At 44.4% G+C, this 12159-nt stretch carries 8 protein-coding genes; all 8 read left to right on the forward strand.

The annotated features are described in order from the left end of the window. The first annotated feature begins 27 nt into the window (after positions 1-27). The 8 genes from lpdA (at position 28) to ACFPIB_RS14705 (ending at position 12065) form a co-directional block, all read left to right on the forward strand. Positions 28-1419 carry a dihydrolipoyl dehydrogenase gene (gene lpdA / locus ACFPIB_RS14670; protein WP_378018216.1) on the forward strand — a complete coding sequence of 464 codons (1392 nt, stop codon included), beginning with the start codon at positions 28-30 and terminating at the stop codon, positions 1417-1419. 171 nt (positions 1420-1590) lie between these two features. Beyond that, positions 1591-2607 carry a T9SS type A sorting domain-containing protein gene (locus ACFPIB_RS14675; RefSeq protein WP_378018217.1) on the forward strand — a complete coding sequence of 339 codons (1017 nt, stop codon included), beginning with the start codon at positions 1591-1593 and terminating at the stop codon, positions 2605-2607. Positions 2608-2821: 214 nt separating this feature from the next. Continuing rightward, a complete protein-coding gene (locus tag ACFPIB_RS14680) occupies positions 2822-4306 on the forward strand; it encodes a T9SS type A sorting domain-containing protein (protein WP_378018218.1) in 1485 nt (494 codons plus the stop codon). 181 nt (positions 4307-4487) lie between these two features. Continuing rightward, the gene (locus tag ACFPIB_RS14685; protein WP_378018219.1) at positions 4488-5993 is read left to right on the forward strand and encodes a T9SS type A sorting domain-containing protein; all 1506 of its coding nucleotides are present in this window, start codon (positions 4488-4490) and stop codon (positions 5991-5993) included. A 246-nt stretch (positions 5994-6239) separates the two neighbouring features. Next, on the forward strand, positions 6240-7754 hold the full coding sequence (locus ACFPIB_RS14690; protein WP_378018220.1) for a T9SS type A sorting domain-containing protein: 1515 nt from the start codon (positions 6240-6242) through the stop codon (positions 7752-7754). Positions 7755-7949: 195 nt separating this feature from the next. After that, positions 7950-8192: a hypothetical protein gene (locus ACFPIB_RS14695; protein ID WP_378018221.1), complete on the forward strand. Its 243-nt coding sequence runs from the start codon at positions 7950-7952 to the stop codon at positions 8190-8192. Between the two features lie 244 nt (positions 8193-8436). Then, on the forward strand, positions 8437-10110 hold the full coding sequence (locus ACFPIB_RS14700; protein WP_378018222.1) for a T9SS type A sorting domain-containing protein: 1674 nt from the start codon (positions 8437-8439) through the stop codon (positions 10108-10110). Between the two features lie 320 nt (positions 10111-10430). Continuing rightward, positions 10431-12065: a T9SS type A sorting domain-containing protein gene (locus ACFPIB_RS14705; RefSeq protein WP_378018223.1), complete on the forward strand. Its 1635-nt coding sequence runs from the start codon at positions 10431-10433 to the stop codon at positions 12063-12065. Positions 12066-12159 lie beyond the last annotated feature (94 nt).

Here is a 12159-nt window from a genome sequence, read left to right on the forward strand (position 1 = left end):
TGTCCGCAAAATATTAAACCAGAAATTATGGCATCGAAATACGATTTAGTAGTTATTGGCAGCGGTCCGGGCGGTTACGTGGCGGCCATCCGCGCGTCGCAGTTAGGCATGAAAGTAGGCGTGGTTGAGAAAGCGGAGTTGGGCGGTATCTGCCTTAACTGGGGCTGTATCCCGACCAAAGCATTGCTGAAAAGCGCGCAGGTTTATGAATATTTAACGCACGCCAAAGATTACGGCATCAACGTTTCCGATGCTTCCGTAGATTTTAAAGCTGTGGTAGAACGCTCAAGAGGCGTAGCAGGCGGCATGAGCAAAGGCATTCAGTTTTTGTTCCGCAAAAACAAGATCGATCATATCCAGGGTTTCGGTAAAGTTACCGGCAAAGGCAAAGTGGAAGTTGATAACGACGGTAAAAAAGAAACAATCGAAGCGAACCACATTATTTTAGCAACCGGTGCCCGTTCGCGCGAGCTGCCAAACCTGCCGATCGATGGTAAAAAGATCATCGGTTACCGTCAGGCTATGGTATTGGAAAACCAGCCGAAAAGCATGGTGGTAGTTGGTTCCGGCGCTATCGGCGTGGAATTCGCTTACTTCTATAACGCCATCGGTACCAAAGTTACTATCGTAGAATTCATGCCGAACATTGTGCCGGTAGAAGACGAAGATGTTTCGAAACAACTCGAAAAATCGCTGAAAAAAGCCGGCATCGATATCATGGTTTCTTCTGAAGTTACCAGCGTAGATACCAAAGGCGAAGGCTGCAAAGTGAACGTTAAAACTGCCAAAGGCGAACAGGTTATTGATGCCGATATCGTTCTTTCTGCAGTAGGGATTCAAACCAACCTGGAAGGTTTAGGCCTGGAAGAAATGGGCATTAAAACCGACAAAGGCCGCGTTTTAGTGGACGATTTCTACAAGACCAACATCGACGGCATTTACGCGATCGGCGATATCGTGAAAGGTCCTGCATTGGCGCACGTTGCATCTGCGGAAGGAATTATCTGCGTGGAAGCCATTGCTGGTCACCACCCAGAGCCGCTTGATTACGGCAACATCCCGGGCTGTACGTATTGCTCACCGGAAGTTGCTTCGGTAGGTTTAACCGAGAAACAAGCCAAAGAACAAGGCCGCGAAATTAAAGTAGGTAAATTCCCGTTCTCGGCTTCTGGTAAAGCCAGCGCCGCCGGTGCCAAAGACGGTTTCATTAAAGTGATTTTCGATGCCAAATACGGCGAGTGGTTAGGCGCGCACATGATCGGCGCGAACGTAACTGAAATGATCGCCGAGGTTGTAGTTGCCCGTAAACTGGAAACGACTGGCCACGAAATTATCAAAGCCGTTCACCCGCACCCAACTATGAGCGAAGCCATTATGGAAGCTACAGCAGCTGCTTACGGCGAAGTAATTCACTTATAAAAACGGTAGGGTAAAAGCCCTAAAAACTCAAAAGCCTCTCCGATAGAATTTGGAGAGGCTTTTTTTATTGCAGGAATTTTTCAAACAATAGGCAACGGTTACTAACTTTCTTCCGACTTGTTATTAATTACGTGCCTATGCAACCCTACCTGCCATTTAACTTTAAATGTTATGAAAAAAAATCTCTCGTTCCTGCTATTGTTTCTGGTTTGTAATCTTTCAATGTTTGCCCAAGGCAATACTCCTCCGGGAAGATCTTTTACGCTAAACAACCTGCCTAAAAACGATACCTCTATTATAGAACTTTTTCCCGGCGATACTATGAATCTGGTTTTGAACACTTACGACCCGAATATTACAGATTCAGTGCGGGTTACTTCAAACATTATGGCAGTTTTGGCAGGAGCTACTTTTTCGGTAAACAATGCAAAGCAACAAACTGCCTATTTTAACTGGATACCGGCTGCTACAGATGTAAATTTAGAGCCGTATACGGTATTGGTAAAGATCGAAGATAATGCGGTGCCAATTAAGGGCGTTATTAATTTTCATGTTAAGATCCGGGTTAATAAACCAGGCAATATTTCCTTAAATATCGCCCGCGTAGACCTAAATCAGGAAATTCAGCTTCAGCCTGGTTCTTCGTTTAATTTCCGGTTAAGCAGCATAAATGCTGGTTCCGGCAATGCTGTTTCTATCATTTCCAACGCTGCAACCGTTTTGCCCGGCGCCGCTTTTACTACCGATAATGGCTTGCAACAAACGGCCACCATTAACTGGACTCCCACAGCGGCGCATGTAAAGCCAGGCGCTTATGTTTTTACGTTAACGCTACAGGAAAACAGTTCGCCAACGCCAAAACAGTATGTTTATACAGTAAGGCTTAGAGTCGGTAATATTATGTCGGTAAAAGATGAAAACGAGGCATTTCGTACCTTTACAGCATACCCAAATCCATACTCCCAACACCTGGATTTCAGGTTTAACAATACCAATAAAGCTGAAAACCTGGTTATCTATAACTTATTAGGTGAAATGGTAGATGCGATTTCCTTAATGAATGCTGCTCCCGGCGAGCAAAAAGTGCCATGGCAAAACGCCGATAAATTTGCTACCGGAACCTACGTAGCCAAACTGATCTCTGCCAATAAAACCATCCAAACCCTGAAATTCACCAAACTGCAATAAAAAACGGTAGGGTAGAAGCCCAAAAAACTGCTAAGTCACTATATCTGGCAGTGCAACGCTTGCATCAAAACAACCTTTCGGCGGGAATTCCGGAGGGTGTTTTGTTATATAGTTAATATTTAACATGTTTGCAATGCTTGTTGTAAAGCGCTTTGTATCTGCTAATTAGTAATATGTAAATAATTATTCCATTTAAAACTAACCGGTTACTGCTATGAAGAAAAATACTACTTTTTTGTTCCTTTTGCTTAGCGTTTGCCTTCTGAGTAACAAAAGTTTTGCAACGCACTTTTTAGGCGGCGAAATTGGCTACACCTGTATAGCGCCTGGAACTTATGTTGCCGAGTATAAAGCTTATTTTGATTGTAATGCTTCAGGCGGACCACCGCAAACCTGGCAGTTAAATTTGAAATCGGCCGGTTGCGTTCCAGATCAGGTTATTACCGCAAGTAAAGGTAGTACCGATAAAGTTATTCAAACGTATTGCCCTTCCTACGGAAATACTTGTGGTGTTCCTAGTCTTTATAAGCTTTTAGAGACAACCTATACGGCTACTTTTACGGTTGCTGCTCAGTGCACGGAATATTATTTAAGCGTACAGGATTGCTCCATAGGGCCAATGGTTAACCTCGACGGATTTCCTTGCTTGTATCTGGAAACTTATTTAAATACAGCTGCACCCGGAAACAACATTAGTTCACCCGCCTTTCTGGGCTTAACCACCTTGCATTACACGGTAAATTCGCCGGTAACCATTCCGAATATGGCAATAGACAGGTACCCGGGCGGCCTCGATTCTTTAGGCTATGCCTTAACATCTGCCCTCGAAAATGCAAATACGCCAATTACGTATACCAATGGTACATCTTTCTCCAACCCCATTCTTTCAAGCGCGCCTATAACTTTCCATCCGGCTTCCGGCTTATTGAGTTTTACCCCAAATGTTTTCAATAACGTGCCTCCCATCTTTAGCAATAACGTTTATGCTATGGTAGTAGAAGCCAGCGGCTACAAAAAAATAAATGGCGTAATGACCAAAGTAACTTCCGCGCAACGGCGCTACCCGGTTGCTATTTTAGATACTGCACCAAACCAGAATCCGGAAATTACAAATATTACAATCAATGGCCAGCCTTTACCGGTAAGCGGAATTGTAGATGCCTTTTCTGGTGATAATTTGACCATTCAGTTTGCTACCGCCGATGCCAATACTGCCGATACGGTTTCTATTTATGATCCGGGTTCGAATTTACCGGTTCCTACTACTACCGGCGGTAAAAATCCTACTGGTACTTTAAACCTGAACCTTACCAATGAAGGACTGCACTGGTACCCGATCATTGTGAAAGATAATGCTTGTCCGGTAAGAGGCGTAGCCACCCAAATGGTAGGCTTAAATATGCAGAAAGCGTTAGGAATTGCAAAGGATGTTTCAGCAAATACCGGTTTTACAGCTTTCCCAAATCCTTTTTCCAATGCTATTAATTTTCGGATCAGCCAACCGGCTACTGCCCGCGTTATCGCAATATTCAATTTACTCGGTCAGCAAATAGATGCGATACCGCTGAAAACGGTAGGCTCAGGCGAGCAAAAAGTGCAGTGGCAGAATGCTAATAAATACGCCGCCGGAACCTACGTAGCCAGACTCATTTCAGAAGATAAAACCATTCAAACCTTGAAATTCACGAAACTGCAATAAAAACGGTAGGGTTTCAGCCCCAAAAACTCAAAAGCCTCTCCGAAGAAATTTGGAGAGGCTTTTTTGTCTTAAAATAAATTCGTAACGTAAGGCAACTGTTTATCAGTTAATTCCGAATTATATTTGTCTGCCGGACCTGTGTGTTGCCTTTGTTCAAACCGAACGTAATTTACCTGCGCCTATGAAAAATATTACTGCTATCTTTTTGCTTGTTGGTATCTTCAGTTTCATCACGCACTGGAGCCAGGCTACCCACATTTACGGTGGAGAAATTTCCTATGAAGCCGTTTCGCCCGGGGTTTTCCTGGCTATTTATAAGAGTTACTATGAACCAGTCGGCGGCATTGTTCCTGCTTCCGATGTTACTTTTAATCTGCGGTCTCCGGGTTGCAACGTAGGTTTTCCGCTTACAGCCAACCGCCAAACCAACAACGTGATCTATATTAATGGCGGAAGCAATGCCAGCTGCAGTGGAAACCGGCAGTTTGGAGTAGCTACTTACACGGCAACTTTCGCCCTTTCGCTTGCTCAGTTCCAGTGTGCGGAATGGATTTTAAGTGTAAAAGAATGTGCGAAAAGCGAGGTAGCCAATATCGAGCCTTCCCAGAATGCCTGCCTTTATTTAGAAGCTACTTTAACGGCGTTCACTGGCAGTTTACAGGCAAGTTCTCCGGAGTTTTTGCCGCCATCTTCGTTAGTTTTTAACGTGAATGCACCCGCTACTTACAATAATCAGGCTGTTCAGAATAATACGCGGGAAGATTCCATTGCCTACACCTTAAAACCGGCAAAAAATGATCTTAATGTGCTTTTGAATTATTCCGCAAATACGACTTTCACCCAGCCATTGCCAACCAGTTCAGGGGTAACATTGCACCCAAATACCGGTATGATGACTTTTACGCCCAATGTTTACCATAGCAATGCTGTAACGCCCAATGCATATACCGTAGTAGTGGAAGCCGCAGCATACCGGAAAGTGAACGGAATAACCAGAAAAGTAAGTGCTTCGCAACGGAATCTGCCAATTTTTATCGTGAATAACCCCGCTAACGCCAATCCGGAATTGATAAATGTAACGGCCAACGGGCAGCCAGTTCAGGCAAATGAAGTAGTTCCGATCCAATCTGGCAACGTATTAAATTTTCAATTCAGCACCGCCGACGCAAACGCCGGTGATCAATTAACGCTTGTTTTACCTGATCTGCAATTTCCCGGTTTTCCGCCAAATACATTCAATTCATTAATTTTGAATAACAGGCCTGACGGTATTCTGGTGTTTACTACTATACCAGTTGCCACTGATCAGATATTCTATTTCCCGGTTATGGTTATGGATAATGCCTGCCCAACCAGAGGGGTAACTACCCAGGTTTATGGCGTAAAATTATTGGCAAGCCCGCTGGGTATGAATGCTGAAGCACATTTCAACCCCGGTTTTAAAGCTTATCCGAATCCGTTTACCAATGCCGTGCGTTTTAAATTCGAGCTAAGAGGCAAAGCCGAAAGCATTGTGATCTGCAATGTATTAGGCCATCAGATTGATGAAATATTATTAGATCAGGCTGCATCCGGCGAACAAAATATTGCGTGGCAAAACGCTGAAAAATATCCTGCCGGAATGTACGTTGCCAAACTTATTTCCTCCGATAAAACGATCCAAACCCTGAAATTTACGAAGCGCTGATTAAAAAAAAAATGGTAGGGTTTTAGCCTCAAAAACTCTTAAAGGAGCCTTTTCGCCAGGCATATTAGAAAGGCCGGAAACTGCACCGGGAATTTTTATTGCAATACTTTAAACAACCAGGCAACGGTCCGGCTTTTTTTGGTGTCTGGTTCGTATGTAGTTTATTTACAGATATTTTTGGAATTTTGCCTGAAATAATAGAAATTTCTGAAAGCAGGTTCGTTTGGTTTTTATCCTTTCTGAGATATGAAAAAATTTACCGTTGTTTTTTCGCTTTTTCTGGTGCTTTTCGGCTTTGCGAAAAACAGCCAGGCCACGCATTTAATAGGAGGAGAGATCGAATATACGGGTTTAGCGCCCAACATTTACCTGGCCACCTATAAAGTGTTTTACGATTGCCGGTCTACTATTCCGCCGGCAAGCATTGAGTTCAATTTAAAAGCGCCGGGTTGCAACACGGGCACCACATTTACCTCCGAACTTCAGACCATTGCCAGCCAAAGCCTGAACCCATATTGCGCCACTACCGGAAATTACTGTACCAGCAATGCGTTAATAAACCTGAGAATGTCGGTGTATAGTGCCACGTTTTCTTTTTCGCCTGCGCAATTGCAATGTAACGACTGGTTGCTGAGTGTAAGAAATTGCGACCGTTCAGGGTTTGCCAACCTGCCCGATGCCCGGAATTCCTGTTTATACGTGGAGGCTTACATAAATACAGCTGCCAATGCCGGTAGTAATAGTTCGCCTGGTTTTGTAGCGCCGTCAGATATGTTCGTTACGGTAAATGTTCCGGCCACCATCAGTAACTTAACCGAAGAGCGGAAAAATTATGAGCCAGATTCCCTGGTGTATTCCCTTCAGCCCGCCCTCGAAGATTTTAATATGCCGCTGGTTTACGCATCGGGGCTGTCTTATACCAAACCAATTCCAACGGCTACCAACATGATCCTGGATCCGAATACCGGCCTGCTTTCTTTTGTGCCGAATGTATTTGTGCCTTCATCCAACCCCGAACATAATGCTTACGCGGTAGTGGTACAGGCATCTGCTTATAAGAAAATAAATGGCGTAATGACCAAAGTAAGCACGGCGCAGCGCAACATTCCGGTTTACATTGTTAACAATGCGCCAAACGTAAATCCGGTCGTAAGTAAAGCAACAGCCAACGGGCAGTATGTAGGGCCCAATGGAATTATTGAAGTGCAGGCAGGCAGCGATCTGATCTTTAAATTTGCCACCCACGATAACAACGCCTCCGATAGCCTGACTACTTTTATGCCTGGTCCGGCCCTTTCTGGTTTTAGATTTACTTCCAGCGGCGGCCGAAGACCAACCGGCGTCATCACCTGGCAGGCTCCGCCGGTTGCCAGCAACAAGATCATATATTTCCCGATAATGATCAAAGACGATGCCTGCCCTGTTCGCGGCACGGTAACGCAGGTATATGGCATTAAAGTCGTGGCAAGCCCGTTAGGAATTAAGAATACCACCAGCTTCGATCCTGCATTTACCGCATTTCCCAATCCGTTCGCAACTTCCGTTACATTCAGATTCAGCCCGAAAAATAACGCGCAAACCCTCGTTATCAGCAATTTGCTTGGCCAGGAAATAGACCGGATCGATCTCAGAAAAGTAATTTCCGGAAAACAGGATGTAGCTTGGGAAAATGCGTATAAATTTCCTTCCGGAGTTTATATTGCCAGACTTGAAACCGCCGGTAAAACCATCCAAACGCTGAAATTTACCAAGCTGCAATAAAAACGCTATGGTTTCCGCCCAAAAAACTCAAAACCTTTCTGAAACATTTCGGGAAGGTTTTTTTTGGCATAAAAAATAAAAAATGTAAGCAGGCGCAGGCAACGGTTTGGCGTTTTCAGGCGTCTTATTCATACAACCTGACAGGAAAAAAACGCAAGTGCTGTTTACGGCAGAAACCCTTAAAACCAAAACAAGATGAAACGAATTTGCTATCTGTTGCTCTGGTTATTAACGGGTTTTTCTATTGCGGCAAATGAGAACGGCGCCCGCCAAAACATGCTACTTTCCAATTTCGAAAAAATTCATGCTGTGCAGGAAACGGAAGAAACCGGCCCGGCTTCCGAAGACCATTTTCCGGAAGATGAATGGCAAGATCCTGAAAATCCGCACAGCAGCTTTATTCCGGTAAATAAACTCATCTGCAGCGCAAAACGCTAGGGTTTCAGCCCAAAAAACTCCGTTCCCGTTTGCTTTAGCCTTTCTCTTCTTGCCTATAGTTTTTCAAAAACGCTATGCTTTCAGTGCGAAAAAGTAAAGCCTGAAACTTCTGTAAAATATTTTCCTAACAAGGCAACCCTTCTCAACTAACATACGACCTATTATTAAACGGCTTCTTTTTCTGAAGCGCTTCTAATCCGAAGCCGTTTTCTACATACATATTTCGCCTCAATAATTGCTACCTATGAAGAAATTAATACCATTGCTCGCTTTTATCATTTTTGGTGCCAGCCCGGCTTTGTTTGCCAGCCACGACCTGGGCAGTGAAATATCTTACCTGCAAACCGCTTCAAATTCTTACCAGGTTACCTACAAGCATTACCGCGATTGCGCCGGAGTAAACGCGCCGCTTACAATAGACCTGAACGTAAAAGCGCCAGGTTGTAACACCGGCAGAAACGTAACGCTGAGTCAGTTGTCGCGGAAAAGTGTCAATCCATTTGGTCCGTCCGTAAACGCAAATTGCTCTGGAACTTCTCCTTTTTCGCTATATGAAGTAGTAACCTACACCGGTAAAGTTACTTTTTCTGCCGCCGAATATGCCTGCCCGGATTGGGTGTTGAGCGTAGTAAGCGGTGGCCCCACACCCGCCCGAAATATATTAGGAACTTCCGGAAACGGTAGATATACAGAGGCGCACCTGAAATTGCAGAACAACCTCGTAAACAGTTCCCCGGAATTCGATACCATTAATGCGCCGCTAATGTATGTAAATAAATTTCAGGACCACGTACTAAGCATGGCTGCTCAAGACCCCGACGGCGATTCTTTGGTTTATACTTTGGTAACTCCTCTGGAAGGCCCGAATCAGTCTGTTATTTACGATACGATTGGTGGAGGTCCGAATGGCATCATTATCAATCCAAACCCACTCCCTCCTTTTAACACCATACCTGCTGGTAATCCTAATTCGAATCCACAGATTGCTATTAACGCTATTGTCATGATTAATTTTTCAGCAACTTACCCCATGTTTTCTTATCATGTAAATTGGGTTCCAGGGCAGCAAGTAGTTTTTTATGCTCCTTATTTTACTTTAGATTCCCAGAACGGTGAAATAAAATTCAATACTTCGGTTTACTACGACAGTGCTGCTTTCTGGATGAACCGTTACCTGGTTTCTATTAATGTAGATGAATATCGCAAAATCAATGGAGTAGTTGTAAAAGTTGGCTCTGTTCGTCGGGAAACCCTTATTCAGGTTATTGATGGCGGCGCAAATGTAAATCCGAATGTTACCAGCCGCATGGCTAATACCCAGCCAATTGCAAGTGGCAGCGAAATTCTCTTAAGTCCCGGCACTCCGCTTAACCTGCAAATTGCCGCTTCTGATGCCAATACTTCCGATGCCGTAATTGTTACCACAAATGCCACGGGTATTTTAACTGGCGCTACTTTTACCACAACCAATGGAAATGCGCCAACTGCTACCATCGCCTGGACGCCAACAACCACAAATGTCCGTGAACAGCCTTACTATTTCCAGGTGCAGCTCCGCGATAATGCCAACCCGCTGCGCGGCGTTCATACCGAAACTTTTGCAGTGCGTGTAAGTAATGCTACTGGAGTAACCGGCATTAAAAATGCATTCACTTCCAACGCCAATTTTACAGCTTATCCAAATCCGTTCACCGATCAGGTTACTTTCAGATTTAACCAGCAAAGCAAAGCGGAAAGCATTATCATTTACAACCTTTTAGGCCGTCAGGTAGATCAGATCACTATTTCTAGAACTGCTTCCGGCGAACAAAATATGCAATGGCAAAACGCCGGTAAGCATGCCGCCGGAATGTACGTAGCCAAACTTGTTTCCGCCGGTAAAGCCATTCAAACCCTGAAATTCACCAAACTTCAATAGAAAAACGCTAGGGTTTCAGGCCCTAAAACTCATAAAAACATCATGGCTCATGTTTCTATTTACAGAACTACCGATCAAAGCCTGGAGTGAAATTTTATTCTGGGTTTTGATTATCCTGAATTTTCGGAAAGCACACAGCGGCTGGACTATTTTGCCTGTTACCGTTAAGCAAAAAAAAAAATGTTCAGGCAACGGTAGGGTAGAAGATGATGTCTACTGGAATAATATATTATTAGAACAGATTTCAGTAGAAAGTTTGCAGGCTTTGTTTATAATCTTTAACTTTCAAATATTCATCACTTTAACAAAAAAAACTACCTATGAAGAAAAAAATACGAAACTTACTGGCGGGCTCGGCTGCGCTGCTGTTTGCCGGTATTACGCAAAATGTCCAGGCTACCCACGTGCAGGGTACCGAAATGACCTATCTCTGTACGGCCCCTGGTGTGTATCAGGTAAAATTAAAGTGGTACCGCGATTGCTCCGGCGTTATGGCACCATCTACTGCTTCCTTAAATATTAAATCTCTGGGATGCAACGCTGGCCGGTATGTAACCATGACAAAGGTTGGCCAAGGGGTTATTGGTAATCCGTATTGCCCGCAAATTCCGGTATCGTGCAACAATAATGGGGTTTACCCAAATTACGAAGAGAATACTTTTGTTGCTACAGTAACTTTCTCCGCAGCCGAACAGACTTGTCAGGATTGGGTTATGAGTTGGTCTGAATGTTGCCGTCCTTCTACTGCCAATTTACAAGGCCAGGGTACCATGTACACCGAAGCGTATCTTAATTTAGGAACCCCTAATAACCCGATCAATAACAATTCGCCTGAATTCGGATCGTTGGTTGTGCCTTATGTAAACGCTTATCAACCAATTACCATCAGCGCTTACGCCACAGATATAGATGGCGATTCGTTGGTTTACAGCTTCACGACGCCGCTCGATAATCCGACCACAGCAGTGCCATATAATACTTATGCTTCCATCGTTATTAACGACCCGGATACGAATTCAACCAAAACTGCCGTAGCGCCAGCCGGAACTTTTACTGCCACCTACCCAATGCATTCTTTCAATGTTGACTGGACACAGGCTACACCAGTGGCTTTACCTTATTTTGATCTGAATGCTAATAATGGTAGCCTTTCTTTTACTCCTACCGCTTATTTCCCGAATACGGCTTCTAACTTTGGATTGAACAAATATGTAACGGTTGTAAAAGTAGACGAATACCGTACAATAAACGGCCAGGCAGTGAAAGTTGGTACTGTTCGTCGCGATATGTTCATTACCGTAATGGATTGTGGGCCGAACGTAAACCCGCGCGTAGCCAACCCGGTTGCCAACAACCAGGCCATTACGCCAAACGATATTATTACGCTTCGCCCAGGCACCCCGTTAAATTTAACCGTACTTGCCGACGATAAGAATAGTAACGATGTACTGCAAATGACCAGCGATGCGGCGCAAATGCTGCCAGGTTCTAATTTCTCCGTTTCGCCAGGCAACCGCCCAACCGGAACCTTAGTTTGGATCCCGACGGCCGCCGATGTGAGCAACCAGATCTACTATTTCCGGATTACCGTGAAAGATAATGCCTGCCCGGTAAGAGGCGTACAGGTGCAAACGTTTGGCGTGCGAGTAAGCAATACCGGTGGCGTTACGGGCACCAAAGAAACTGTGGTAGCCAATACCAACTTCACCGCTTATCCAAACCCTTTCACCAGTCAGGTTAATTTTAAATTCAACCTGAATACTAAAGCCGAAAAAATTGTGATCTGCAACGTATTAGGCCAGCAGGTAGATCAGATCTCTTTGCTCAAATCCACTACTGGTGAGCAACGCATTCAGTGGGCGAACGCCGGTAAGCACGCGGCCGGCATTTATATTGCCAAACTTGTATCTACCGATAAAACCGTACAAACCCTGAAATTCACAAAAGTGCAATAAAAACGCTATCATTTTCGCTTCAAAAAGTCCGGGTTAAGCTCGGACTTTTTTTTTGCGGTACAGGAATGTGCGGCCAGATTTCTAAAGTTTATAC

This window comes from Adhaeribacter terreus (assembly GCF_042657365.1).
Taxonomy (GTDB): Bacteria; Bacteroidota; Bacteroidia; order Cytophagales; family Hymenobacteraceae; genus Adhaeribacter_A; species Adhaeribacter_A terreus.

Bases quoted from the DNA above. Each gene is read 5' to 3' on its own strand.
- lpdA (WP_378018216.1), top strand. From the start codon at position 28: ATGGCATCGAAATACGATTTAGTAGTTATTGGCAGCGGTCCGGGCGGT.
- ACFPIB_RS14675 (WP_378018217.1), top strand. From the start codon at position 1,591: ATGAAAAAAAATCTCTCGTTCCTGCTATTGTTTCTGGTTTGTAATCTT.
- ACFPIB_RS14680 (WP_378018218.1), top strand. From the start codon at position 2,822: ATGAAGAAAAATACTACTTTTTTGTTCCTTTTGCTTAGCGTTTGCCTT.
- ACFPIB_RS14685 (WP_378018219.1), top strand. From the start codon at position 4,488: ATGAAAAATATTACTGCTATCTTTTTGCTTGTTGGTATCTTCAGTTTC.
- ACFPIB_RS14690 (WP_378018220.1), top strand. From the start codon at position 6,240: ATGAAAAAATTTACCGTTGTTTTTTCGCTTTTTCTGGTGCTTTTCGGC.
- ACFPIB_RS14695 (WP_378018221.1), top strand. From the start codon at position 7,950: ATGAAACGAATTTGCTATCTGTTGCTCTGGTTATTAACGGGTTTTTCT.
- ACFPIB_RS14700 (WP_378018222.1), top strand. From the start codon at position 8,437: ATGAAGAAATTAATACCATTGCTCGCTTTTATCATTTTTGGTGCCAGC.
- ACFPIB_RS14705 (WP_378018223.1), top strand. From the start codon at position 10,431: ATGAAGAAAAAAATACGAAACTTACTGGCGGGCTCGGCTGCGCTGCTG.